Here is a 25127-nt window from a genome sequence, read left to right as displayed (position 1 = left end):
CAGTTTCCGGGTCTGAAATTGGAGTCTGATTCAGACGTGTTCGTCGAGGAACGCGACGACGTCGGTGTAGGCGTCGATGCGGTTCTCGCGCTTGCTCAGGCCGTGCCCTTCGTCCTCGTAGATCCGTAGCTCGACGGGGACGCCGTGGTCGCGGGCCGCCGCGGCGATCTGTTCGGCCTCGCCCACGGGCACGCGCGGATCGTTCGCGCCGTGGATAATGAACAGCGGCGCGCGGATGCGGTCGGCGTGATTGATCGGGCTGATCGATTCGAGGAAGTCCCGATCGTCCTCGAGGGATCCGTACTCGGCCTCCCGGAGTTTCCGTCGCCACGAGCCGGTATTTTCGAGGAACGTGACGAAGTTCGCGATCCCGACAGTGTCGACGCCCGCCGCCCACATGTCGGGGTACTCGGTGAGTGCCGCGAGGACCATGAACCCGCCGTAGGAGCCGCCCTTGACGACGATCCGGTCTTCGTCGACGAACTCGTGCCCGGCGAGCCAGTCCGCACCGGCTTTCAGGTCTTTCACCGAGTCCATCCGCTTTCGGACGTCGTCGAGATGGGTGTACTCCTTGCCGTAACCCGTCGATCCGCGGACGTTCGGCTCGAAGACAGCGTACCCCCGGGAGAGGAAGTACTGCGTGAGTCCCGAGAACGAAGGGCGGCGCTGGCTCTCGGGCCCGCCGTGGACGTCGACGATGACGGGCGTCTCGCCGGGTTCGGGATCGTGGGGCAGCGAGAAGTAGGCCGGTACCTCTATTCCGTCGAACGATTCGTAGTGGATCAGTTCGGGTTCGACGAAGGAATCACGGGGGATTCCGGCGGTGGAAGCGCGGGTCCAGCGCTCGCTCTCGCCCGATTCGGTGCTCGCGGGTCGCTTCGCTCCCCGCTCGCTTTCTTCGAGGTTCTTCGCTTCGCTCAGAACCTCGCCTATCTCGACGACGTACACGTTCGTGTTCTCGGCCCGACCCGTCACGGTGACAGCGAAGCGGTCGGCGTCCTCGCTCCAGGAGACCCCACCCGCCAGCCCCCCAGGGAGATCCGGCGTCGGGAGCCGATCGATGTCGGTCGGACCGTCGAGTGTTCCGACTGTGAGTTCGGTGTAGCCGTCGACGTTGCGAGAGTAGGCCAGTCTGCCCGAGTCCTCGTCGAGCGAGACGCCGTCGACGTTCCAGTCGCCGCCCTCGACGACGGTCTCCAGATCCCGCGTTTCGAGGTCGAGCCGGGCCAGATAGAGCGTGTCGGCGTCGCGGTCGGTGACGAGATACAGCGCTTCGCCGTCGGGCCCCCAGTTGGCGCTGTGATAACGGACCTCGTCCTCGTGCGGCGTGAGATGGGTCAATTCACCCGAATCGAGATCCAGCGAGTAGAGGTCCTGATCGAAGCTGGTGTGGGATTCGACGACGAGCAGGCGGTCGTCCTCGGGGCTCCACCCGCCCAGCGAGAGCCAGCCGTCGCCCTGGTGAATCAGGTCGGCGTCATCGCCCGACTCCGCGCGACCCTGGACGTAGACGTCGAAGACGCTCCTCTCACGGCGGTTCGCGGCGAAGGCGATCCGGTCGCCGTCGTTGCTCCAGCCGCCCCAGCGGTGTTTCGCCTCGGGCCTGGCCGTGAGCGGGTTGATCGCCCCGGAGTCGGCGTCGAGTCGAAACAGTTGGGCGCGTTCGTTGCCGCCCTCGTCCATGCTGAAGACGAGTTCGGGGCGCTCGGGCGACCACGAGGCGAAGCCGACCGACTCCTCGAAGAAGGTTCGCTGGCGGGGCCAGGTCTCGGGTCCGTCGACCGTCCAGACCTGAGCGGTTCCGGTCGTGTCCATCAGGAAGGCGAGCGTACCGTCGGGGCCGATCGAGGCCCCGTAGGCGGCACGGACGTTGAGATAACGTTCGAGATCGACGGTCATGCGCCGAATCGAGGGGCGAGAGCGGCATAGGTGTTGTGCGAAGTCGGGTGACTCTTTTATACGTCTGGGTCGCCAATCGAGAGATGTGGCAGTTTCGTTGCCCGCATCAGTGTCGCCAGTGTTCGTCGCTTACGTGGCAGCCTTCGCGCTCGCGGCCGTCGCCTGTTTCGTCAGTGTGAGTTACGTCGGCCGGATCGAAGACCCGGACACGCGACGCGGGTTGTTTGCACTGTTACTGCTGACCGGCGGCTGGGCGAGCGCGCACGTCGGCTTCCTGCTCGCGCCGACGGTCGAACTCGCGCTGGGATTCTATACTGTGGGACTGATCGTCGGCATCGCGGCCGTCGGGCCGTGGCTGTACTTCTGTTCGGCCTACACCGGCCGAACGCTGCATCGCGATCGAACCTATCGGCAGGTCCTGCTGGGCGTCTTCTTGCTGATCGTCGCCGTGAAGCTCACGAACCCGGTCCACGGCCTCTACTACGAGGCGAGCTACGCGACGGTCCCCTTTGCACATCTGGCGATCCGCCACCAGTTGGCCCACTGGCTGGCGATGGGACTGGCCTACGGGCTCTCGATCGTCGGCTACTTCATGCTACTCGAACGGTTTCGCCAGGTCAGCTACGATACGCGACCGCTGCTGGCGCTGCTGGGCGTGACCGCACTGCCGATCGTGTTGGACGTCGTCGGGTTCGCGACGCCCTACCTCATCGACATCACCTACGAACCGCTCGGGGTCGCGGTCTTCGCCGTCGGCGTCCTGTCGGTCTACGTCTACCAGTTCCAGGCGGTCCAGGTGACCGGCGGCCACGACGAGCCGACGATCCTCGTCGACGACGAGGACCGTATCCGCGAGTACAACGACAGCACCGAGACGCTGTTCCCGCAACTTCGCGACGGTGACGGTCTCGGCGACCCGCTGTGGTCAACGCTTCCGAACGTCGCCGAAGCCGCCGACAGCGACGAGCCCGTACTCACCCTCGAACACGGCGACAGCGTCCGCTACTACCGGATCTCGGAGACGCCCTTCGCCGCCGACCAGCCCCAGCTCGGCCGGCTGATCGTTCTCAGTGACGTCACCGAGCGCGAACAGTATCGCCAGGAACTCGAACGCCAGAACGAGCGCCTGGAGTCGTTCGCCAGCATGGTCAGCCACGACCTCCGCAACCCACTGAACGTGGCGATGGCCCGGCTCGAACTCGCTCGCAACGACCGTGACGACGAGAACCTCGACACGGTCGCGGACGCCCTGCTTCGGATGGAGACGCTCATCGACGACGTCCTCGCGCTCGCCAGACAGGGCCAACCCATCGACGAAGCGACGACAGTGAGTCTGTCGGCGCTGGCCGAGTCCGCCTGGGAGATGGTCGACGTCCCCGACGCGACCCTCGAAATCGACGGCGACACTACCTTCGCCGCCGACGCCGACCGCCTCCAGCAGTTGCTCGAAAATCTCTACCTAAACGCCCTGGAGCACGGCCGATCCGACGGCGAACAGCTGACGGTCCGCGTCGGCCCACTCGAAGATGGGTTCTACGTCGAGGACGACGGCGTTGGAATCCCTCCGGACGACCGCGAGGCTATCTTCGAGAGCGGGTACTCGACTGCGACACACGGCACCGGCTTCGGACTGGCGATCGTCGGGGAGATCGTCGCCGCCCACGGCTGGTCGATCACGGCCACCGAGGGGCGTGACGGCGGGGCGCGCTTCGAAATACGGGGCGTCGACCCGCGCTGAGCGTGCAGTGTTCGGTCGGTCGTCGTGGGCGGCGACGCGATCTCGGCACTCACCCGCGGCGAATCGCCCGCCTTTTTGTCGACCGCCACCCTGCAGGCAAGCATGCGGGTCGCGTTCGTCTCCATGGAGACGACCCACCACGACGACAGCGAGGGCGTCCAGCGGATCGAGCGGATCGCTCGTCTGCTGGCCGAACGCGGCCACGAGGTCACGATCTTCTGCGCCCAGTCCTGGGAGCACGGCCGCGAAACCGTGACCGATTCGGAGCTGATCTACCACGGCGTGACGGGCGGTCCCGCCCCGACGTCGTTCGCGCTGCGGCTCCCGTGGGCCCTGTGGCGCTTCGACCCCGACATCGTCCACGCCGCCCCGACGCCCGCCTCGCAGGTCGCCGCCGCCAGTATAGGAGGCTCGCTCGCCCGCGCACCGCTCGTGCTGGAGTACTTCGGCGACGCCGTCCCGAGTGGACGCTGGGCCGGCCGCGCGCTCGCCAAACCCGCCCGGATCGTCGCCCCCTCGGAGATGGTTCGGACCGAGTTGCGCGAGCGCGGCGTCCCGGCCGAGCGCCTCCAGCTCGTCCCCGAGAGTATCGACATGGACTTCGTCCGGGAGGTCGAGGCCGCCGACAACGTCGACGTCGCCTTCGCCCACCCGCTGGACGAGACGGCCAACCTCAAGAGTTTCCTGCTCGGCCTGGCCGAGTTACGGGATCGTGACTGGTCGGCCCGAATCATCGGCGACGGCCCCGCTCGCGAGGACTACGAGAACGAGGTCGAAGAGTTGCGGATCGACGACCGCGTCGAGTTCGTGGGTGAGTGTTCTCGCGAGGAGCGGCTGTCGATCTACAAGGGTGCCCACGCGTTCGTCCAGACCGCCTACGAGGAGTACTTCGCGAGCGAACTGCTGTGGGCGCTTTCCTGTGGCTGTGTCGGGATCGTCGAGTACCAGGCCGAGTCGAGTGCGCACGAGCTCATCGAGAACTACGATCGCAGTTTTCGGGTGACGACGCCCCAGCAGATCGCCGACGCGATCGAGGAGGCCGGAAACTTCGAGCACCTGACCGTCGACGAGGAGTGGGCCGACTTCGATCATCGCCCGGTGCTGGAGCAATACCTCCAACTCTACCGGGATCTGCAGGACGCATATGGATTGCTTTGATCTGAAGTGACTATTCTGGCGCGCGCTGGCGAACCCTCGTGGTGAGCAATTGCCGTGCGAGGGATGAGTGAAGGAGTGAAACGACTGAGCGAATCGGCTGGGGAGGGCGTGGATACCTGTGGGTGGGACTGAAAGGGGTCGGTCGCTACGGGAACCTCGGCGACGCAAGCACCTACTGGAGCGCAGCGAGCCGCGGGACCGTAGCGACCGGGGGCTTTCTGGGTCTGCTCGTCTGTTCACGCACAGCTCGGAACGGCCAGAAAGCCCCGACAGGCTCGCAGGCTGTTGCTCGCTCACGGGTCACTTCGTTCCCCGTTCGCGTTTTCGAGACGCTCCCGATGGTCACGTCTCGCTCTCGCTGCGCGCTTCCTTCGCTCTGCTCAGTCCAGTGCTTACGTCGTCTCGCTCTCCGACCCGGTCGCCCCTTTCAGCCCCACCCACCCACAGCCAGCCACACCCTCCCCAACCGACTCCGTCGCTCGCTACACTCGCTCGGTCGTCCCTCGCACAGTGTCGGCTCGACATACCGTCTCGCCAGCGCGCGCCACCCCAGAATGACAGTATTCCATCACATCCGTAGAGGACAGTCACAGCAGAAACTCAGAAGTCAGAATCAGAGAGCGCGTTCTCCAGGAGGAAGTTCGAGACGGCGATCGAGTCGCCCAGCCCGACCGTACTCACGGGGTCGTCGACGACGCGGTTGGCGTGAGCGGCGACCGCGACGCCGTCGTGCGTCGCCACGAGATCGGGGCCGGGATCGTCGACCCCGAGATACGAACCCAGTTGCGAGAGCGACGCAACACCGGGGGGCGAGAAGTCGACGTCGAGGCCGGATTCCAGGTCGCTGGGTTCGTCGATGACGCCCTCAGTGGCCTTGCTCGCGGCGACGACGGCGGCCATGGCCCAGCCCTCGGCGACGTACTCGGGATCGAGATAGGCGTCGGCGTCCATCACTGCGAGGAAGTAGTCCGTGGTGTGGACTTTGATACAGTCGACGCCCAGCCGAGCCAGGAGATCCTTGAGTGTGCGGTACTGGGAGACGATATCGGGTCCCGGGCCACCACCCGCATACTGAAGATCCTCACAGAGCAGTTCGAGTTCCCGCGAGTCCATCCCGACGGCGTCGATCTCGGGCAGGACGTGCTCGATCAGCGCCCGACGGAGGTCGCGCTTGTGCGTGACCCCATACTCAAGTTGAATCGTCACACCCTCGGCGGCGAGATCGCGCAGAAATTCGGCCCCGCGCTCGACGTGCTCGTCGAACGTCGAGCCGTCGTCGTAGACGCGTTTGAGGCTCTGGTAGCCCGAGACCAGCGCGCACTCGACGTTCGCGCCCAGTTGCTCGACGACGGGGTCGAGCCCGGTTTCGAGGTTGAATCGATCCGGCCGCGTCGCGGCGATGAATCGCGTGTCGGCGGTCGCGGTCGTCTCGAACAGCCGATCGCCCGCCGAGAACTCAAAGATCCAGTTGCGTTTCGTCTGGTCGGTCGTCGGGGCCTCCGAGAGCGGGACGAACGACAGTGAGTCGCCGTCGACGACCGGAAATCGGATCGACTCGGGGTGGGTGAACTGCGCGCGCTGGGTGTCCGAGAGCAGATAGGTCCACAGAATCGGGTCGCCGTCGAGTAACGAGACGAGGTCGGCCATGATCGCGGCCTGCCCGCCCAGTCGCTGTTCGTCGGGGGCGAGTCGCTCGGCCAGCCAGGCGTCGAACTCTGCGGTTGTCGCGAGCAGGTCGCCGTCGCCACGGGCCATCGTCTGGGTGATGGCCGTCGCCAGTGCCTCGGGCGAATCGATACTCTCGGGCCAGGCCTCGCCCGGCGGATTCAGAACCGACTCGACGCTCTCGTCGACGTGGCAGAGCGCGTCGACGTTCGCGTTGTGCGCGAGGAAGACCGGATACTCGGTGATCGCGTCCAGTGCTGCTCGCGGATCGTCGTCGACGTGCGTCACTGCCGGGAAGTGACGGGCCGACAGTATAGTCGTTCCCCTGACTCGACAGAAAGTACATTGAATTGATACGACAAACAGATTTTTATCTACAGGCGACCACGTGTGGTTTCTATGGACGAGAAGACCGAGGAACTCCGGGATATCTTCATGGACGTCGCCGAGAAGGGGACGGTCACCGAGCGCCAGCAGGAGGGGCACGGCTCGCTGAGCGAGGTCGACGAGGCCGAGATCGCCGAGCGCCTGCGGGCGGTCGTCGCGGACATGCGCGAGCGCTACGACTTCGAGACAGGGCTGGACGACGAGACGCTGGCGGAGATCGTCCGCGGGTTCTACGCGGGTGAGGACGACGAGACACTGGCGCGCGACCTGGATCTCGACGCCGAGACTGTCTTCACTGCGCGGATGGACCTGCACCTGATCAGCGAGGACGACCGAAGGGAGTCCTCGAAAGCGAACGGGGAGGAACGACCCGTGAGCAGTGGCGAGGACGACGCCGACGCGCCGTTATCCATGTCGACACTGCGGGATCTGCTCGCCGAGGACGCCGACGACGACACCATCGCGGCCGAACTCGACGCCGACGACGACACCATCACACACTTCCGTCACGTCGCGGCCGCACAGAACCGTGCCCGCCGGGCGAGCCATCGCTTCCAGACCGCCTTCGAGGACGCCCTGACCGACGCCGATCTGTCGATCCGCCTGACCGCGAGCGTCCAGGAAGACGGCCTGGAGGACGCGACCGACGACATGGAGACCAACGTCTCGTTCTGAGCTGAGGTTTATACGCGATTCCGCCACCAGGGGTGGTATGCACGCCTTCCGCGACGTGGCGACCGCGGCGTACTGTCCCCGCAAACTCTACTACCGGTGGCGCGACCCCGACGTCGGCGACTCCATTCCGGAAGAAGTCGGCGATCGCCGCCAGCTCGCCTTCGAGTACGAGCGCCTGCTGACCGACGAAGCGGCCCTCCTCGCGGCCCCGATCGAGGTGACGCCGACCACCTTCCGCTCGCGGCTCAACTGCGCCCGGGCGGGGCTGGACGCCTGGGACCAACTGGCCGACCCCCCGAATCGGGACGTGCGACTCGAAGGCAAAGACGCCCGTGGGATCGCCCACAAGGTGCTGGAGCAGCCGCTGGCCCCGTCGCTGGTGTTCGCCGGCCGTCCACCCGAACAGGGGGTCTGGGAACCCCAGTCGGTCCACGTCGTCGCGGCCGCGCTCGCGCTGGCCTGGGAGCGGGAGACGACCGTCGAGCGCGCGTTCGTCGAGTACCCCGCCTACGGGGTGATTCGCGAGATCGACGTTTCCGCACGGAGACGAGCACAGTACCGGGCGGCACTCCGAACTGCCGAATCGATCGACGGGCCGCCAGCGAGGGTCGAGAACCGAGATAAGTGCGAGCCCTGCGAGTATCGCGAGGGATGCGGGGTTCGGACGCGGTCGTTGCGGTCGCTGATCGGCTAGACGATTCCGGTGCGTGACTACACGTCGACGACGTCGGTGATGTTGCCGCCGCGGTAGTGGTTGGCGGCCTGGATCGCGAGGACGACGGCGATCATCGCCTGCATGCCCCCGACGACTTGATCGCCGCCGGTAGCCAGCGTCTGGACGGCGAGGAGGCTCATCCCAGCCGCGACGAGTCCGACGCCGACCCCGACGAGTTGATACCACGTCAGGTCGGCGACTGCCCAGTCTTCACCGGCGGCGATCCAGCCCGTCCCGCCCAGCGCCCACAAAACGAGCACGAGCAAGAGGATGAGATCGACTGCGCCACTCACGAGGACAACGGCCGCGAGCCCGAGAGTTACCAGAACAGTCCCGACCCCGATCGCAGTGAGCCAGCGTCGATGCACGCCTCACAGTGCGGCGAGCGTCGACAAAAAACACCCACATCAGTGGGCAGTGACACAGGATTCCCGTCGGGCTCAGCGATGCTCGTCGAGCCACGCCTCGATCGCGTCGGCGTTCGCGCCCCGACGGTGGATCTCCCCAGCTTCGACGTCGACGACCGTACTCCCCGTCCCGCCAGTCTCGCCGCCGTCCAGCACCACGGCCGCCGAATCGGTGATGGAATCCAGATCGGCCACGCGGCGCGCGCTTGGCTGGCCGCTGACGTTCGCACTTGTCGCGGTGATCGGCGCGACGTCGGCAAGCAGCGACAGCGCCAGGTCGTGGTCGGGCACGCGCACGCCCACCTGTTCGCGGCCGGCGGTCAGAATATCCGGCACCGTCTCGCGGCGCTCGACCAGCACAGTCACCGGCCCAGGCAGAAATTCGTGCATAAACTCCTGTTCGAGGCCTGTGGGATCGGTGTAGCCCAGCGCGGCTTCGACGTCCGGGACCGCCAGCGAGATCGGTTTGTCCCGACTCCGGCCCTTGGCCTCGAAGACGCGCGCGACGGCGTCAGGGTCGAGCGCGTCCGCGCCGAGTCCGTACACTGTCTCGGTCGGGTAGATCACCAGTTCGCCGTTGCGGATGGCGTCGACTGCGTCGGCGACGTTCGGCATCGACCGGAGATGGGGGTTCGAGAGCAAAAATCCACGGGGAAATCGATCGCGATCCGATGGGTATTACCACGACGCCGGCACACTCGGGGATATGGACACCCAACGACTCATCGACGCGCTTCGTGCGGCCGAGGCCGTCAAATTCGGCGAGTTCGAACTCTCCCACGGCGGGACGAGCGACTACTACGTCGACAAGTACGTCTTCGAGACCAATCCCGACTGTCTCGAACTGATCGCCGAGGCCTTCGCGGAGCGATTGGCCGAACTCGGCGGCGACACCACACTCGCGGGCGTCGCCCTCGGCGCGGTCCCGCTCGTGGCGGTCACCAGCGTCGAGACCGGCCGGCCCTACGTCATCGCGCGCAAACAGCAGAAAGAGTACGGCACCGCGAACCTCATCGAGGGCAATCTGGAGGAGGGTGAGGAAGTCATCATCCTCGAAGACATCGCGACCACGGGACAGAGTGCGGTCGACGCCGCCGAGGCGCTCCGGGAGGCGGGCGCGGTCGTCGAGCGCGTCATCGTCGTCGTCGACCGCGAGGAGGGCGCGGCCGAGAACCTCGCCGAACACGACCTCGAACTCGAATCGCTGGTGAGCGCGTCGCAACTACTGGCCGATCGCGAGTGAGAATCCCTTAGACGTGAGCGGTTTCGGCCGATATTTTCCCGGCAGTATTTCCCTTCAGTAAACATATATTGTGGGCGTCGAATCGGGCCTTACGGGAATCTAAAGCGTTAAGAAGGGCGTCTGTGATACGACGGACGAGAGACATGGTACGCGAGACACTCGCGGACTACTTTGGCTTCGAGGAGCATGGGACGAACTTAGAAACAGAAATTCTCGCCGGGGCAACCACGTTCCTGACGATGAGTTACATCATCGTGGTGAACCCGTCGATCTTATCCATCGCGATCACCCCCGAGGGCGTTTCCCCGGACCGGGTCTTCCAGATGCTGTCAGTGATTACTATCCTCGCGGCAGCCGTCGCGATGTTCGTGATGGCGTTCTACGCCAACAGACCGATCGGCTTAGCACCAGGAATGGGGCTGAACGCCTTCTTTTTGACGGTCGTCCTGTCACCAGCGCTCGGAATATCGTGGCAGACAGCCCTCGCAGCAGTCTTCGTCGAAGGAATCCTGTTTATGATTCTGACTGCTGTCGGGCTACGAGAGACGATCATCAATCTGTTTCCTGAACCAGTCAAATACGGCGTCGGCGCAGGAATCGGGTTGTTCCTCGCCATCATCGGCCTGCAGTTCATGCGAATCTCGGCCGCCGACACGACCAACATCACGTCGCTCAATCCGGTCCTCGCTCAGGATCCAGTTGCAGTCGTCTCGCTTCTCGGTGTCTTCCTGACGCTGGCGCTGTACGCACGCGGAATGCGAGGCTCGATCATCATCGGGATCATCGCGACGGCTATCGGTGGCTACGTCGCGAGCGCGCTCGGCGTGGTTCCGTACTCCGGTCAACTCCCAGAGCCGATCACGCTCTATCAGACGACGGGCGGACTCGCTCCTGGGATCGATCAGATCACCTACGACGCTGCCGCCTACGACATTACGCCGATCGCCGGTGGGTTCATCGAAGGGTTCCAGCAAGTCGACATCGTGACGTTCTCGTTCGTCGTGTTCACGTTCTTCTTCGTCGACTTCTTCGACACTGCCGGGACGCTGACCGGCCTCGGTCAGGCTGCTGGGTTCCTCGACGAGGACGGCGAGTTCCCCGAGATGGAAAAGCCGCTCATGGCTGACGCTGTTGGTACGACCGCCGGTGGTATTCTCGGCACCTCGACGGTCACCGCCTTCATCGAATCGTCGACGGGTATCGAGGAGGGTGGCCGTACTGGGATGACGGCGCTCGTCGTCGCAGTTCTGTTCCTGTTGACGCTTCCTGTCGTTCCGCTGCTGGCAGTGATTCCGGACTTCGCGCCGTACGTCGCACTCGTCGTCGTCGCGCTACTGATGTTTCAGAACGTGACTGACATTCAGTGGGACGACGTCACCCACTCGATTCCGGCTGGCCTTACAATCGCGATCATGCCGTTGACACACTCGATCGCCAACGGGATCGCTGCCGGGATGATCAGCTATCCGATCGTCAAGGCAGCCAAGGGCGAAGCGAGTGACGTGCACATCGCACAGTGGATCATGGCAGGCGCCTTCGTCGTCTATTACGTCGTTCGAACCAACACGCTCGCGTAAACATCCAGCTGGGACCTCACCGCGCACACGACCGCTGACCTCTTTTGCCTTCGATTCCTACCCCTGTTCGATGCCAACCCTCGAACTCTACGAACTCGACGGCTGTCCGTACTGCGCGAAAGTCACGAAGAAACTCGACGAGCTCGGCCTCGACTACGAGTCCCACAAGGTCCCCCGGAGCCACAGCGAGCGCACCGAAGTCAAGGATATCTCGGGCCAGACCGGCGTGCCTGTCCTCGTCGACACTGAACACGGCGTCGACGGGATGCCCGAGAGCGACGATATCGTTGCCTACCTCGAAGAGACCTACGGCTCCGGCGCAGCCTAAGTGACGAGCGTGCGGTCGCGGTCTTTTTCCCCATGTTTTTGCGAGTGAGCGAAGCGAACGAGGAAAAAGTGGTCGTAGAGACCGACGGCTCCGGCGCGTAGCCCGACTTCGAGCGACGCACTCGCGACCAGGGAGACACCACTGTTTTTTCTCCAGCGCGTGCCACACCCAGGTATGGCCGACCGATCCCAGTACAAGGAAGCGCTCCCGCACTACGCCGCGGCAATCCTGTTGATGTTCGGCGCGCTCGGACTCGTTAACATTCTCTTCGGAGACGTCGGCTTCGCGATCGAGGCCGTGATCGCCATCGTCGTCGCGACGGTCTACTTCATGGCCGTGCGGTGGCTCGGGTACGCCCCTCGGATGTGGCAATAGTCGAGCCGGCAGGTCAGCCGGCGAGTAAGTAGTCGAGCCGGCAGGTCAGCCGGCGAGTAAGTAGTCGAGCCGGCAGGTCAGCCGGCGAGTAAGTAGTCGAGCCGGCAGGTCAGCCGGCGAGTAAGTAGTCGAATCCGTTTTCACGCCGCCAGTCCTCGACTGAGACATGAGTGTCCGCGAGGAATTCGACGACTGGGCAGCCGAAGGCCGCGACAGAGGCATGGAAGAACGCCACTGGCACACCGCCAAGCACGCACTCGCCCGCATGCCGATCGAAGACGACGATACTGTTCTGGACCTCGGCTGTGGGAGCGGCTACGCCGCGCGCGCCATGCGAGCAGCCGGCGGCGCAGCACGCGCCTACGGTCTCGACGGGGCCCCCGAGATGGTGCGCAACGCCCGCAGCTACACCGACGACCCCGCAGTGGGATTCTTGGTCGGTGACTTCGAGCACCTTCCCTTCGAGGACGATTCCATCGACCACGTCTTCTCGATGGAGGCGTTCTACTACGCCAGCGATCCGATGGCCGCGCTCGAGGAGCTCCTCCGCGTCCTTCGACCCGGCGGCACGTTCTACTGTGCGGTCGACTTCTACGCCGACAATCCCCACACCGCCGCATGGACTGAGTACGTCGATATCGAGATGTCCCGCTGGTCGCGCGACGACTACCACCAGCGCTTCCGCGAGGCTGGCTTCCACGTCGCCGAGCAGCAGGCTATCCCCGATCGCGAGGTCGAGATCCCACCTGCGAGCGAGTTCCCCACCGACGACTGGAACTCCCGGGAAGCCATGGTCGAACACTACCGCGAATACGGGACCCTGCTGACTGTCGGCGTCGCGCCCTGAACATCAAACATGGCGGGCAGGATTTGAACCAGAGCCGCTTCGCTAACGCTCGCGGCAGGGTCAAATCCTCGTTTGGCAATTGCTCGCGACGAATTGTCACTCGCAAAACAAGCCAAGGGCCGGATTTGAACCGGCGATGGGCGGCTCTGCAGGCCGCTGCGTTCGGCCGGACTCTGCCACCTTGGCGCGTATGAAGTTCCTCGTCCGAAGGATATAGGGATTATGTTCTGGCCGACACGCCGATCGTGCCGGCGATGGGCGGCTGTCGACCGCGAGGAACGAGTGGTCGACATCGGCAGGCGAGCGAAGCGAGTCTGCAGGTACTGCAGGCCGCTGCGTTCGGCCGGACTCTGCCACCTTGGCGCACCTCTATCTACCCGGCTTTCGCGTTTAAGCGTAGCGGTCTCGTACTTCCCTCTCGCCGATCACGCGGTCCCGACGGCGATGGCACTACGAAAGATAGCGTCGCCACTCGTGACTGTATAAATGACGAAAACCCCGCACAGCGCAATGGCTGTGCGAGGTTTGAATACGGTATGAATAGTAGGCGGCGAACCGAGTTTCCCAGAGGCTCGCGCACTCCAGTACTCACCGGAACGCAGGCGGGCTTATCTTCCGTGTTCGGGATGGGTACGGGAGTTGCCCCGCCGCTATGGCCGCCTTAACGCCGACTCGCGGACTCGAACCGCGACGATGCACCATGCGTCGGTTGGTTACCACCGTGTGTACGTGCGATCCAGATAGCGCCTGGACTCGTTCAAAGAGTCACAGTGCGGTATGAATGGTGGCTTCGGCTGATTAGTGCTCGCGGGCTGAACGTCTCGTTGCCTCGACGCGTACACCCCGAGTCTATCGATCTCGTCTTCTACGAGTAGCCTCAGCGGTATCTCTTTTCCAGGTGGGTTTCGAGCTTAGATGCGTTCAGCTCTTACCCCATGTCGCGTGGCTGCCCGGCAGTGCTCTCTCGAACAACCGGTACACCAGTGGCGACCACCCGTAGTTCCTCTCGTACTATACGGGCGTTCCCGTCAGATACCATGACACCCCCAATAGATAGCAGCCGACCTGTCTCACGACGGTCTAAACCCAGCTCACGACCTCCTTTAATAGGCGAACAACCTCACCCTTGCCCGCTTCTGCACGGGCAGGATGGAGGGAACCGACATCGAGGTAGCAAGCCACTCGGTCGATATGTGCTCTTGCGAGTGACGACTCTGTTATCCCTAGGGTAGCTTTTCTGTCATTCATGGCCCGCATCGGGCGGGCGCATGAGTTCGCTAGACCACGCTTTCACGTCAGCGTTCCTCGTTGGGAAGAACACTGTCAAACCATCTTATGCTCTTGCGCTCTTCTCCGGATCTCCGACCCGGATGAGATGGTCTTAGGGCGCGCTCGATATCTTTTCGAGCGCGTACCGCCCCAGTCAAACTGCCCGGCTATCGGTGTCCTCCGCCAGGAGTGAGAGTCACAGTCACTACCGGGTAGTATTTCAGTGATGGCTCGGTGGCTCGCTAGCGCGAGTACCTGTGTAACGCCTCCTACCTATCCTGCACAGTAGCGACCATGTCTCAGCGACAGCCTGCAGTAAAGCTCCATAGGGTCTTCGCTTCCCCTTGGGGGTCTCCAGACTCCGCACTGGAACGTACAGTTCACCGGGCCCAACGTTGGGACAGTAAGGCTCTGGTTAATCCATTCATGCAAGCCGCTACTGAAGCGGCAAGGTACTACGCTACCTTAAGAGGGTCATAGTTACCCCCGCCGTTGACGGGTCCTTCGTCCTATTGTACTAGGTGTTCAGATACCCGCACTGGGCAGGATTCAGTGACCGTACGAGTCCTTTCGGATTTGCGGTCACCTATGTTGTTACTAGACAGTCCGAGCCTTCAAGTCACTGCGACCTGCCTCTTCCCGAGGCAGGCACCCCTTATCGCGAACTTACGGGGCTAATTTGCCGAATTCCCTAACGTCGGTTTGTCCCGACAGGCCTGGGCTTTCTCCGCCAGGGCACCTGTGTCGGTGCTGGGTACGAGCACCATACTCGTCTTTTCACGGGCCCCAGGTTGAACCGAATTTCTCTATCTCCCCGTTCACCCGCTTCGTGCCATTACGGCTTCCACGAGCTTGGAGGATTCGACCGGGCGAAGGCCCGGCTCGGTCTACCCCGAGGCGTCGACTTTCAATGTATGGTGGCACTGGAATATTAACCAGTTTCCCTTTCGATCCGCTCGAATTACGACGGAACTTAGGATCGGCTAACCCTCGGCTGACGAACAGTGCCGAGGAACCCTTGCCCTTTCGGCCGTCAGGATTCTCACCCGACTTTCGCTGCTACTATGGCCAGGATTTTCGTCACCAATCGGTCCACAGGAATTCTCATCCCTGCTTCCACCCAATTGGAGCGCCAACCTACGCGATCACCCTGTAACGGGTGCGGCTTGGTCTCGGTGGTGGATTTGAGTCCCGATCATTTTGGGCGCCTCAAACCTCGGCCGGTAAGCTGTTACGCTTTTCTTAGAGGGTAGCTGCTTCTAAGCTCACCTCCCGGCTGTCTAGGGCTTGAGACCACCTTCAGAGGATTACACTTAATCCACACTTGGGGACCTTAACCAAGCGCTGGGTTGTTTCCCTTATGGTACACAGGCTTACCCCGCGCACCGGACTCCCTGCGTCGACAGCGTCTGTAGGTTCGGAGTTTGACAGCCGAGCCGACTCCTCTCGGAGGCGGACACGGCAATCGGTCGCTCTACCCCACAGACTACCTCGGCAGAGGTCATGCTTCGACATGTTTCGGTTGGAACCAGCTGTTGCCGGACTCGATGGGCCTTTCACCCCTACTCCTAGGTCACGAGAGGGTATTGTAGGACACCAACTCTAACAGGCTTCCACGTGCCTTTCGGCACGCTTCACCTTGCCCAGGAGTAGATCGTCCGGATTCGGGTCGTGTCCATTTGACTCCCCGCCCTTGAAGACGGCGGCCCTGGCAATGCTGCGGCCATGTTGGTTTCCCTATGCCTCCCCCGATGACCGGGTTAGGCTCGCCAAATAGACACACTCCCTGGCTCGTTTTTCAAAACGTACGACAGAACACCGGCTTCCTGTGAGTCTTACTGGAGGCTCGCGCCTCGATCATTCGTCACAGGACCTTTCGTGCCCCGTCGCTCCATCGCCAACTGATTTCAAGCCCTATTGCACCTCCCTTCTGAGGGTGCTTTTCAGCGTTCGCTCACGCTACTTGTTCACTATCGGTCTCGGAGAGTATTTAGTCTTGGCAGACGATGCCTGCCAAATTCACGAGGGATTTCCAACCCCCGCTACTCAGGAACTGACGCACGACGTACTTGACTTCGATACGGGGTTGTCACCCTGTATCACGCTCCGTTCCAGGAGACTTCTCGAAGACGTTCGGTCGATGAATGTCAGCCCAAAACACCACATATCCCGAAGGATTCGGTTTGGACTGGATCGCGTTCACTCGCGGTTACTAACGATATCGCGTTCGCTTTCTCTTCCTGCCGGTACTAAGATGTTTCAGTTCCCGGCGTTCCCCATTGCGCGAAGCAATTGCGGTGGGGAGTTCCCATTAGGAGATCCTGAGTTCTAAGCCTCCGTGCGGCTCCCTCAGGCTTATCGCAGCTTGGCACGTCCTTCATCGGCTTCCGAGCCGAGCTATCCACCAGCTGGCATAGTAGCCAACTTGTGTGCAACTGCGGAATGCAGTTGCGATGTTTGCAACTCGTAAGAGTTGCGGGTGCAACTACGGATGTAGTTGCGACGATGTGCAACCGTCGAAACGGTTGCAACGTTCGCATCTGCTAAGCAGATGCAACGTCACTGTAACTCGATGAACGAGTCCAGTGGACGCCTGGATCGCACGTACACACGGTGTCATATACACGCCCGAGGTGGTAAGACGGTGCGTGCATCAACCCTTCCCACCCGCGCTTGCCGCGGGGTGGTGCATCGGTCGTTCGTGTACCATCCGAACGCCGTCCCACACTTAAGGGGACCGGTTCGAGATGGCCACGAGACATGGACCCACTGGGATTTGAACCCAGGGCCTCCGCCTTGCAAAGGCGGCGCTCTGCCACTGAGCTATGGGCCCGGCGAAATGTTAGCCCTGATAGTTCGTAGGTGCCCGAACGGGCGTGTCGCGAACCGACTCGAGGTGGGTCGGGGCAACGCCCCGATCCCGATCGTTAGGAGGTGATCCAGCCGCAGATTCCCCTACGGCTACCTTGTTACGACTTAAGCCCCCTTGCGGAGCCCAGATTCGACCATCGCATGATGGCCTCATCCGGACCCCACTCGGGTGCTTTGACGGGCGGTGTGTGCAAGGAGCAGGGACGTATTCACCGCGCGCTTATGACACGCGATTACTACCGAATCCAGCTTCATGAGGGCGAGTTTCAGCCCTCAATCCGAACTACGACCGGGTTTAGGGGATTAGCGCTTCCTCTCGGAATGGCTTCCCATTGTCCCGGCCATTGTAGCCCGCGTGTAGCCCAGCACATTCGGGGCATACTGACCTACCGTTGCCCGTTCCTTCCTCCGCTTTGGCAGCGGCAGTCCTCCTAGTGTACCCAGCCATCGCAAGATGCTGCTGGCAACTAAGAGTGCGGGTCTCGCTCGTTGCCTGACTTAACAGGACGCCTCACGGTACGAGCTGACGGCGGCCATGCACCTCCTCTCAGTGGCTCCAGTAAGCGCATCAAACTGACCTTCACTGCACACTGTCGGTGCTGGTGAGATGTCCGGCGTTGAGTCCAATTAAACCGCAGGCTCCTCCGGTTGTAGTGCTCCCCCGCCAATTCCTTTAAGTTTCATCCTTGCAGACGTACTTCCCAGGCGGTCCGCTTCACGGCTTCCCTACGGCACAGCGCAGGCTCGTAGCCTGCGCCACACCTAGCGGACATCGTTTACAGCTGGGACTACCCGGGTATCTAATCCGGTTCGAGACCCCAGCTTTCGTCCCTCACCGTCGGGTCCATCTTTCCGAGGCGCTTTCGCCACCGGTGGTCCGTCCAGGATTACGGGATTTCACTCCTACCCCGGACGTACCCCTCGGATCTTCTGGCCCCAAGCCAAACAGTTTCCGCTGGACGCCGACGTGTTAGGCACGCCGATTTCCCAACGGACTTGTCTGGCCGGCTACGGACGCTTTAGGCCCAATAATATCGGCCATCACTCGTGCTGCCGGTATTACCGCGGCGGCTGGCACCGGTCTTGCCCAGCACTTGTTCCTGTACCTCCCTACGGTACAGAAAAGCGAGGACTATATGCCCTCGCACTCGGAGTCCCCTTATCGCACTGTCGTGCAGTGTAAAGGTTTCGCGCCTGCTGCGCCCCGTAGGGCCCGGAATCTTGTCTCAGATTCCGTCTCCGGGCTCTTGCTCTCACAACCCGTACCGATTATCGGCACGGTGGGCCGTTACCCCACCGTCTACCTAATCGGCCGCAGCCACATCCTATGGCGCCGGAGCGTTTCCAGCTCTCTCCACTCCAGGATGAGAGCTGTATCACTTATTAGCCTCAGTTTCCCGAGGTTATCAGTGTCCATAGGGCAGTTTGGCCACGTGTTACTGAGCTATCTGCTACGAATCTAAGTTCGTGCAACTAGCATGGCTAAATCGGACTCCGATAGCAATGGCCTCCGGCAGGATCAACCGGAATGTCCCCTGCAGAGCAGGGGGGTTAGGCGGGAACACGTCCACTGTTACCCGTGGACGTGATCGCTATCGTCTTGAGTCGAGTTCGACGACACCCCCGATCGGGTGTCACCGAACTACCAGGGCTAACATCAGATCCCATCTGTACGGCGGACCGCAGGGGTGGAATCCTCATTTCCTCCGGACCCGAACGTTACCCAGGAAGGGTCTTAAGCCCTTCGAACCAGGTTTGTTCGAGGTCCGATGTGGCCGGGCGTTTGACGGCCCCGGCCAGGCCACGTTTGCATTCAATCCGAACACCCTGTTACACTTAAGGGCGTCGGATTGCCCCTCGCCGGAACCGACCGGCGTGAGGGCGTTCGCATCACATCCGAACGCCCTGTTACACTTAAGGGCGTCGGATCGCTCCGAGCCGGATCGGCCCGGAGTGGAACGCGTGTGTTCACACCCGAATGCCCTGGTACGCTTAAGGGCGTCGGATGCCGTGTGGCCCAGCGGGGCGGGCGTCCGCCCTGCGCCACGTCGCATTTGTTCCGAGGAGAGTGTTGCACTTAAGGCCGTCGAACCAGAGGCACTTCGTCATGCGATTACACAGCCCAACTGTATGAAGAACCCCCCTGTTAGTCGCCCACACGAGAACTGGTGAATAGCTGTTCCGGACCGATACCCTGAGGGGATCCAGTTCGAGGCGGGAACAGCTGTCGTCGACTCCGCTGCCGGAACACAACATGCGTGAAGGACCCTACAGGACAATTGAGATTTCTCGATACTCTAGTTTGTTCGTGTGCGCTCGCGTCCCCGCCGAAAATTGATCGGGTTGGGTCTACGGGCGATTAGATCTCGTCGAGGTGCTCGACGCCCTCTTTGGAGACGTTGCCCTTCGTGATGTCGCCGGGCATCCAGTCCGGTTTGTCTTCGGGGGCCGACTCCTCCCAAGCCCAGCCCTCGTAGATGTGGACTTTCTTCGTCCCTTTCTCCCGTAGCCGGAGTTGCTCCGGGTTGGCTGCGTCCTCACTCGGAGCAGGGTCGAGTCGTCGTGCCGCCTTCAGCGCTGCCTGGCGAGGGGTGCTACCCGAGAAGACGCTCGATTCTGTGCCGTCGTCGTCGCGGAGCGCGAAGTTCCGCTTTTCTTGGTCGCGTGCCATGGTTTGACCACTCCGTGTGAAGTCAGCACATGCCTCATAATAAATATACCCCTAAATTCGGTCTCCGTCTGGGGGTTCGTTTATAAATCCCCCATCGAACAGCACCTGAGGACGGGAGGAATCGAGCGGAAACGGGGGGAAATCGACCGGAAACGGAGGGGTCTGAATCTCGCGCGCGCCGGGAACAGTCGGTTTCGGTGATAACCGGGCCGAACGCGCGCACGGTAGACTTAAGTATATCCTGTGGCGAAGCACGTGATAAGATAGCGCGATGGTGCGAAAGAAGAAGCTCAGCCCGAGTGGTGCCAAAGACGAGGACGGAGAATATCACAACGTCCATATCAACCTCCACGAGGACGAGCTCGCCGTCGCAGGCATGGAGATCGGCGACGAGGTCTTCGTCAGGGTACGGGACAACAAGATCATCATCCAGAAGGCCGACCCGGAGGACGTCGAACACGAATTTTGAGACGGTGATTCGCGCTGTCAGCGCATCCACAATGAGCCTCTATGAAATCCTGCGTCCGCTGTTGTTTCGAGTGCCCCCGGAGACGGCACACTCGATCGTCCACACTGGCCTGAAAGCAGTCGACGGGACGCCGCTGCCCTCGCTCTGTCGGCGCGGGTTGGCCGTCGAAGACGATCGCCTCGAAGTGAGCGCGTTCGGGCAGACGTTCCCCAACCCGGTCGGCGTCGCGGCGGGCTTCGACAAGAACGCCGAGGTGCCGAGCGCGCTGTATGGCCTCGGATTCGGCCACGTCGAGGTCGGTGGCGTCACTGCAGAGCCACAGGAAGGGAACCCGCGTCCGCGCCTCTTTCGTCTCGTCGAGGATCAAGGACTCGTCAACCGGATGGGCCTGAACAACGACGGGGCAGACATCGTCGGCAGACGGCTCGCCAGCAGTGACGTCCCCTTCCCTGTCGGCGTCAACCTCGCAAAGAGCGAGTCGACGCCCACGGAAGCGGCACCGGCCGACTACCGGTACACCTACGAGCGCGTGGCCGAGGGGGGCGACTTCTTCGTCGTCAACGTCTCCTGCCCCAATTCGGAGGGATTCCGTGACCTCCAGAACAGGGATACCCTCGAAGGTATTTTAGGAGAACTGACCGACGCAGGTGCAGCCCCCTTGTTGGTCAAGCTGTCACCCGATCTGCCTGAGCCGGCGATCGAGGAGACGCTGGAAGTAGTCGAGAAGTACGATCTCGACGGCGTGATCGCGACCAACACGACGACCGACCGGCCCGCGTCCCTGGGGAGTCCGAGTCGCGTCGAAGAGGGCGGCCTCTCGGGCAAGCCGATCGAGAGCGAGGCGACGAAGATGGTTCGGTTCGTCGCACGGCGGACGGACGCACCCGTCGTCGGGGTTGGCGGTGTCTTCACCGCAGCCGACGCCTATCGGAAGATCCGGGCGGGCGCGAGCCTCGTCCAGTTGTACACGGGCTTCGTCTACCGGGGACCGACGATCGCTCGCTCGATCAACCGTGGGCTGTTGACGCTGCTCGAACGGGATGGTTTCGACCACGTCAGCGAGGCCGTCGGGGCAGATCTATAGGCTACTCGAACATTTCTTCGAACACTTTTCGTTCCGCTGCGCGCAGGTGCTGGTGGTAGGTCGGACGCGTGATCCCCATCGACTGTGCCAGATCGTCACCGTCGACCTCCCGGGGCCACTCGAAGAATCCGCCGAGATAGGCGCTTCTGAGCGCTGTCTCCTGGCGGTCAGTAAAGCGTTCTCGCAGCGTGGCACGGAACTCCTGACGGGTCTGGACCGGGCGGTCGTGCTCGTGATAGCCGACCAGTTCGAGATCGTCGTAGCGGTCGGCCAGCAGGTCGTAGACGTCCCTGGCTTCGGTCTCGTGAGGGAGTTCGATCGTGAGTCGGGTCATTCCGTCTTCACCCGTCAACCGCTGTGTCACCGCCCCAAACTCCGCGAGCGTCTCGACGACTGACTCGGTCGCTGTGACGTCGAACAGCGAGTTTCCGTCGTGAGAAACAACGTGTGTGGCGTCGACGACGGACGGGTCCTCGGACAGCAGTGACGCGATAGCGTCGGCGTCGGCGGTCTCGGCGCGGAGATACAGCTGTAATGAGCCGTCGGACTGATAGAGCGCCCCGGCCGACTCGACACGGCAGTCGGCGCGCGCCGAGAGTCGCGAGAACAGCAACTCTGGATCGCGGCTGGCCAGTTCCATCTCGACGACGCGGTTCGTCGAGAGGATTCGACCGCGTTCGACAGCGTTGATCGCGTCCGCGATCGCCCGACCGAGCGCTTCCAGGACGACTCGCTCGCGGTCGTCGAACGCGTCGGGCTGGTCGGCATAGACCGTCACGACCCCGTAAACCGTCTCCCGGTACTTGAGCGGAACCGCACACAGCGATCCCAATCCGGCGTCGGCTGCGTCGCGCGCCCAGGAGGAGTCATGAACGGCGAGATCGCTCACGACGACGCTGTCGCGGGTCTGAAGTGCCTTCGCACTGGGATCGAGCGAGTCCTCGGCAGCGAGATCACACTCGTAGTCGACGATACCCAGATCGGTACCACCCGCCCACGCCGTCGCAGAAAGTATCTCACCTGCCACGTCGGCGGTCCCCAGCCAAGCGAACGAATAGGGTGCAGCGGCCGTGAATTGTCGACAGACGCCGGTCTCGATCTCCTCGCGCGTCGTCGCCTGGACGAGCACTTCGAGGACCTCGCGAACGAGGCCGTTGATCCGTTCGAGGAGAACCTCGACGCGTGTACGGGCCTCTCGGGCCTCTTGCTCGCGCTTGGCGCGACTGAACGCAACCGCGGCGTTGGTTGCGAGGATCTCGGCGATCTGTTGGTCGGTCTCGTCGAAGGCGCCCGGTTCGGTCGAGCCGATCGAGATCGTCCCGTGGACGCCGATCGGGAAGTACATCGCCGAGGCTAGCACGTCCGAGGCGGTGTCGACGTCAGTGACGTCGGCGTAGCGCCTGACTTCCCCGGTTCGAAACACTTCACCTGGAACGCCCTCGTCGATCCCGTAGACGGGGCGGTCTGCCATGGCTGCCTCGGCTGCGTCGGTGATCCCTTCCGGGACGAGCGTCTCACTCTCGGCGTCGTACAGGCGGACGACGTTGTACTCGAACCCGAGCGTGTTCTCGGCCGCGCGAGCGAGCAGTTTCGCAACTTCCTCGCGTGTACGCGCCTGCATGAGCGCTCGTGTCGTCTCCAGGACGCCCGAGAGCGCCTGCTCCTGGCGCTTCCAGTCGGTGACGTCCCGAAAGTGAACGACGAGTCCGCCGTCGCTCGGATAGGCCGCGACCTGGAAGTGTCGGTCGAGCGGCGCGTGATACTCTTCGAAGGTCGTCGGCTCCCCAGTTCGATTGGCCCGGTGGTACTCGTCGTAGAACGTCGAGCCGACGGCGGCCTGGAAAATCTCCCAGACTGAGTCGCCGAGAAGGTCGCGCCGCTCGCGTTCGAGCAGTTGGGCGGCCTTCTTATTGACGTAGGTGAACGCCCAGTCGTTGTCGAGCGCGAAGACAGCCTCGTCGACGTGATCGATGACGCTAGCGACCTGCGCGCGGCCCGCTGACGACGTGCGAACGAGCGCTCGAATCCGATGGAGAAGCACGAGGGGGCTCGACTCATCCGCACGCTGAACGACGTCGTCAACCACGGCCGACTCGACGTGTTCGCTCGCGAGCCCTGTGGCGCCGACGTACCAGACGAGTGGAACACCCTCGAACGCGTCGATCCGTTCGCCCGGCTGCTCGGCCGCGTCCCAGACCAGACAGTCGAACGACTCCGACACAGCGCCGGGGTCGTCGGTCGGTACTGCCGTCACTGTCCGGTCGATCGATCCCGCCGCCGTTTCGAGGGCGCGTGCCGTCGTCTCGGCGTCCGACGCCGACGGCGAAGCCACGAGCACGCGCAACGATCCGCTAGTCATTCGCTACCTCTCTACTAGCCACCCGCCGGGATAAATCGTCTGTCCGCAGACCGACATCGTGAGATTCGATATAGCAGAGATAGATATATCGTCGGAAAGCGTGAGTTCACAGATCAAGACAGAGCAGGTCTGCAGCGCCGTCAGAGAGCGGACGTCGTTCGCCACGGGCCCGAAGCAAATCGAGGCGGGCAGTGGAGCCCCCTCGAATGCCGATCATCGAGTGAACGGGAAGACGCGAGTCACGGGGGTCGAGTACCCATCCGATACCAGCAAGATCAGGGCGGAAGCGCTGGATCAGGACGCAGCCGACTCGGTGGCACGCGATAGAAACAGTCAGCAGGATCGAGAGCGCGAGAGAAGCGCGAGGCACCGCTCTCCAGGGTTCAGACAGCCATTCGGCCGAGGAGCGGTCGTAAATCAATTACGACGATATCGAATGGGCAGATCGAGCCGTGGCGGGCGAATCGGGAGAACAGCCAGAAAGAGAGTGCGTCAGTCAGTCGAGCGTCGCCCAGAGCAGGAACGCGATGGCGGGGATTCGAGGACGTGGAACACCGACATCGCCTGCCAGGCAGAGTTGGAAACGCTATTGCTGAACCACACCGAGAGGACGTCGAGGTGGTGGCGGACGGTATCGTAGTTGAGGTCGAGGTTCTCGGCCAGCTGTTGGGGTTGCGCGGCCGTTCGTCCAGCGCGCGCAGGATGCGCACGCGGTCGCGCCTTGTGCGCGACGATTCTGTGTGAGGGATGACTGAAGGAGCGAAGCGACTGAGAGAATCGGTTGGGGAGGTGTGTGGCGGTTGCGGTGCTGTGCGGTTGCGGAAGGATTGCAGCATACGGCGACCGAAGGGAGCCGTTTCACTTCTCGCGAAGCCGAAGGCTGAGCGAGAAGGGTGTTTTTCCCCACGTTTTTGCAAGTCGAGCGGGACCGTCGGTCCCGCTGACCATGCGGACGGCGGCGAAGCCGCCGTGAGCAGAGAGAGGTTCCCGCAGGCTGCCAAAGGCAGCCGAGGAAACCCGACGAAGTAAAAAGTGGTAGTGCGCCGGCCGGGAGTGAGCGATCACCGGTGCGATCGCGAACACCGAGTGACCGTGTCACTCGGAAATTGAACCCGATGCCAGACCTCACTACGGTCGGTCTGCCGTAATTCAATTCCCGCAAAGTTGCATTTGCCGCTCACGAGTTGTTCGAATCCAGAAATGCTCGCGGGTCACTGCGTTCCCCGCTCACTGTCCGAGGTCTCACTTCGTTCGACCTCGCTATGCGCCGGCCGGGAATTGAACCCGGGCTATTAGCTTGGGAAGCTAATGTCCTACCACTGGACCACCGGCGCTCACTTCGTTCGCGCCGAGGATCGCGATTCCGACGGAATCGCTCACCACCGGCGCA

General features: G+C 62.7%; 17 protein-coding genes, 3 tRNA genes, 3 rRNA genes and 1 pseudogene. 11 read left to right on the top strand and 13 right to left on the bottom strand.

Annotated features, from left to right (window positions below; genetic code table 11):
- Positions 1-30: 30 nt before the first annotated feature.
- Positions 31-1899 (bottom strand): S9 family peptidase, encoded by a 1869-nt coding sequence (locus DV733_RS07535; RefSeq protein ID WP_049995282.1) that lies wholly within the window; start codon positions 1897-1899, stop codon positions 31-33.
- A gap of 85 nt (positions 1900-1984) precedes the next feature.
- On the opposite strand from DV733_RS07535, the gene DV733_RS07530 reads away from it, so the two are divergent.
- Together DV733_RS07530 and DV733_RS07525 are read left to right on the top strand one after the other, a co-directional pair.
- On the top strand, positions 1985-3637 hold the full coding sequence (locus tag DV733_RS07530) for a sensor histidine kinase (RefSeq protein WP_237560531.1): 1653 nt from the start codon (positions 1985-1987) through the stop codon (positions 3635-3637).
- 102 nt (positions 3638-3739) lie between these two features.
- The gene (locus tag DV733_RS07525; protein WP_049995367.1) at positions 3740-4795 is read left to right on the top strand and encodes a glycosyltransferase; all 1056 of its coding nucleotides are present in this window, start codon (positions 3740-3742) and stop codon (positions 4793-4795) included.
- 600 nt (positions 4796-5395) lie between these two features.
- On the opposite strand, the gene DV733_RS07520 is transcribed toward DV733_RS07525, so the two are convergent.
- On the bottom strand, positions 5396-6748 hold the full coding sequence (locus DV733_RS07520) for an ADP-dependent glucokinase/phosphofructokinase (protein WP_049995283.1): 1353 nt from the start codon (positions 6746-6748) through the stop codon (positions 5396-5398).
- A 111-nt stretch (positions 6749-6859) separates the two neighbouring features.
- Here DV733_RS07520 and DV733_RS07515 point away from each other — a divergent pair, with 111 nt between their 5' ends.
- Both DV733_RS07515 and DV733_RS07510 read left to right on the top strand, forming a co-directional pair.
- The gene (locus DV733_RS07515) at positions 6860-7522 is read left to right on the top strand and encodes a hypothetical protein (protein WP_049995284.1); all 663 of its coding nucleotides are present in this window, start codon (positions 6860-6862) and stop codon (positions 7520-7522) included.
- A gap of 37 nt (positions 7523-7559) precedes the next feature.
- The gene (locus DV733_RS07510) at positions 7560-8216 is read left to right on the top strand and encodes a hypothetical protein (protein WP_049995285.1); all 657 of its coding nucleotides are present in this window, start codon (positions 7560-7562) and stop codon (positions 8214-8216) included.
- Positions 8217-8233: 17 nt separating this feature from the next.
- On the opposite strand, the gene DV733_RS07505 is transcribed toward DV733_RS07510, so the two are convergent.
- A complete protein-coding gene (locus tag DV733_RS07505; RefSeq protein ID WP_049995286.1) occupies positions 8234-8605 on the bottom strand; it encodes a hypothetical protein in 372 nt (123 codons plus the stop codon).
- Between the two features lie 72 nt (positions 8606-8677).
- Positions 8678-9259 carry an L-threonylcarbamoyladenylate synthase gene (locus DV733_RS07500; protein WP_049995287.1) on the bottom strand — a complete coding sequence of 194 codons (582 nt, stop codon included), beginning with the start codon at positions 9257-9259 and terminating at the stop codon, positions 8678-8680.
- 91 nt (positions 9260-9350) lie between these two features.
- On the opposite strand from DV733_RS07500, the gene pyrE reads away from it, so the two are divergent.
- From pyrE to DV733_RS07475, 5 genes are all read left to right on the top strand, one after another.
- Entirely contained in the window at positions 9351-9887 is a 537-nt protein-coding gene (gene pyrE / locus DV733_RS07495) for an orotate phosphoribosyltransferase (RefSeq protein ID WP_049995368.1), read from the top strand.
- Between the two features lie 143 nt (positions 9888-10030).
- Positions 10031-11464: an NCS2 family permease gene (locus DV733_RS07490; RefSeq protein ID WP_049995288.1), complete on the top strand. Its 1434-nt coding sequence runs from the start codon at positions 10031-10033 to the stop codon at positions 11462-11464.
- A gap of 70 nt (positions 11465-11534) precedes the next feature.
- Positions 11535-11792 carry a glutathione S-transferase N-terminal domain-containing protein gene (locus tag DV733_RS07485; protein WP_049995289.1) on the top strand — a complete coding sequence of 86 codons (258 nt, stop codon included), beginning with the start codon at positions 11535-11537 and terminating at the stop codon, positions 11790-11792.
- Between the two features lie 174 nt (positions 11793-11966).
- The gene (locus tag DV733_RS07480; protein ID WP_049995290.1) at positions 11967-12167 is read left to right on the top strand and encodes a hypothetical protein; all 201 of its coding nucleotides are present in this window, start codon (positions 11967-11969) and stop codon (positions 12165-12167) included.
- Between the two features lie 166 nt (positions 12168-12333).
- Entirely contained in the window at positions 12334-13014 is a 681-nt protein-coding gene (locus DV733_RS07475) for a class I SAM-dependent methyltransferase (RefSeq protein ID WP_049995291.1), read from the top strand.
- Between the two features lie 110 nt (positions 13015-13124).
- Here DV733_RS07475 and DV733_RS07470 read toward each other — a convergent pair.
- From DV733_RS07470 to DV733_RS07445, 6 genes are all read right to left on the bottom strand, one after another.
- Positions 13125-13200: transfer RNA gene (locus DV733_RS07470), tRNA-Cys, on the bottom strand.
- 356 nt (positions 13201-13556) lie between these two features.
- Positions 13557-13678: ribosomal RNA gene (gene rrf / locus DV733_RS07465) — 5S ribosomal RNA — on the bottom strand.
- Between the two features lie 114 nt (positions 13679-13792).
- Positions 13793-16713, bottom strand: a 23S ribosomal RNA gene (locus DV733_RS07460).
- Positions 16714-17044: 331 nt separating this feature from the next.
- Positions 17045-17116, bottom strand: a tRNA-Ala gene (locus DV733_RS07455).
- Between the two features lie 96 nt (positions 17117-17212).
- A 16S ribosomal RNA gene (locus DV733_RS07450) occupies positions 17213-18684 on the bottom strand.
- The 16S, 23S and 5S rRNA genes sit together here with 2 tRNA genes alongside, the layout of an rRNA operon.
- 829 nt (positions 18685-19513) lie before the next feature.
- Entirely contained in the window at positions 19514-19825 is a 312-nt protein-coding gene (locus DV733_RS07445) for a non-histone chromosomal MC1 family protein (RefSeq protein WP_049995292.1), read from the bottom strand.
- A gap of 271 nt (positions 19826-20096) precedes the next feature.
- Between DV733_RS07445 and DV733_RS07440 the strand changes: the two genes are divergently transcribed.
- A complete protein-coding gene (locus tag DV733_RS07440) occupies positions 20097-20294 on the top strand; it encodes a hypothetical protein (RefSeq protein WP_049995293.1) in 198 nt (65 codons plus the stop codon).
- A gap of 31 nt (positions 20295-20325) precedes the next feature.
- On the top strand, positions 20326-21378 hold the full coding sequence (locus DV733_RS07435; RefSeq protein WP_049995294.1) for a quinone-dependent dihydroorotate dehydrogenase: 1053 nt from the start codon (positions 20326-20328) through the stop codon (positions 21376-21378).
- Position 21379: 1 nt separating this feature from the next.
- Here DV733_RS07435 and DV733_RS07430 read toward each other — a convergent pair whose 3' ends face one another.
- From DV733_RS07430 to DV733_RS07420, 3 genes and pseudogenes are all read right to left on the bottom strand, one after another.
- Positions 21380-23737, bottom strand: coding sequence for a bacterio-opsin activator domain-containing protein (locus DV733_RS07430; protein WP_049995295.1), 2358 nt, complete (start codon positions 23735-23737; stop codon positions 21380-21382).
- 606 nt (positions 23738-24343) lie between these two features.
- Positions 24344-24486, bottom strand: a pseudogene (locus DV733_RS17805) (ArsR family transcriptional regulator); the annotation flags it as partial.
- 514 nt (positions 24487-25000) lie between these two features.
- Positions 25001-25071 (bottom strand) — tRNA-Gly (locus DV733_RS07420).
- Between the last annotated feature and the right edge of the window lie 56 nt (positions 25072-25127).

This window comes from Halapricum salinum, from assembly GCF_004799665.1.
In the GTDB taxonomy this organism is placed as follows: Archaea; Halobacteriota; Halobacteria; order Halobacteriales; family Haloarculaceae; genus Halapricum; species Halapricum salinum.
The sequence above is the reverse complement of the archived record's forward strand: the minus strand, read 5'-3'. Positions and strand labels throughout refer to the sequence as shown.

What these genes read in the sequence shown, in the direction of transcription:
- DV733_RS07500 (WP_049995287.1), bottom strand. Translation starts at nt 9,259, where the DNA reads ATGCCGAACGTCGCCGACGCAGTCGACGCCATCCGCAACGGCGAACTG.
- DV733_RS07445 (WP_049995292.1), bottom strand. Translation starts at nt 19,825, where the DNA reads ATGGCACGCGACCAAGAAAAGCGGAACTTCGCGCTCCGCGACGACGAC.
- pyrE (WP_049995368.1), top strand. Translation starts at nt 9,351, where the DNA reads ATGGACACCCAACGACTCATCGACGCGCTTCGTGCGGCCGAGGCCGTC.
- DV733_RS07525 (WP_049995367.1), top strand. Translation starts at nt 3,740, where the DNA reads ATGCGGGTCGCGTTCGTCTCCATGGAGACGACCCACCACGACGACAGC.
- DV733_RS07440 (WP_049995293.1), top strand. Translation starts at nt 20,097, where the DNA reads ATGGTGCGAAAGAAGAAGCTCAGCCCGAGTGGTGCCAAAGACGAGGAC.
- DV733_RS07485 (WP_049995289.1), top strand. Translation starts at nt 11,535, where the DNA reads ATGCCAACCCTCGAACTCTACGAACTCGACGGCTGTCCGTACTGCGCG.
- DV733_RS07535 (WP_049995282.1), bottom strand. Translation starts at nt 1,899, where the DNA reads ATGACCGTCGATCTCGAACGTTATCTCAACGTCCGTGCCGCCTACGGG.
- DV733_RS07490 (WP_049995288.1), top strand. Translation starts at nt 10,031, where the DNA reads ATGGTACGCGAGACACTCGCGGACTACTTTGGCTTCGAGGAGCATGGG.
- DV733_RS07430 (WP_049995295.1), bottom strand. Translation starts at nt 23,737, where the DNA reads ATGACTAGCGGATCGTTGCGCGTGCTCGTGGCTTCGCCGTCGGCGTCG.
- DV733_RS07435 (WP_049995294.1), top strand. Translation starts at nt 20,326, where the DNA reads ATGAGCCTCTATGAAATCCTGCGTCCGCTGTTGTTTCGAGTGCCCCCG.
- DV733_RS07475 (WP_049995291.1), top strand. Translation starts at nt 12,334, where the DNA reads ATGAGTGTCCGCGAGGAATTCGACGACTGGGCAGCCGAAGGCCGCGAC.
- DV733_RS07480 (WP_049995290.1), top strand. Translation starts at nt 11,967, where the DNA reads ATGGCCGACCGATCCCAGTACAAGGAAGCGCTCCCGCACTACGCCGCG.
- DV733_RS07510 (WP_049995285.1), top strand. Translation starts at nt 7,560, where the DNA reads ATGCACGCCTTCCGCGACGTGGCGACCGCGGCGTACTGTCCCCGCAAA.
- DV733_RS07515 (WP_049995284.1), top strand. Translation starts at nt 6,860, where the DNA reads ATGGACGAGAAGACCGAGGAACTCCGGGATATCTTCATGGACGTCGCC.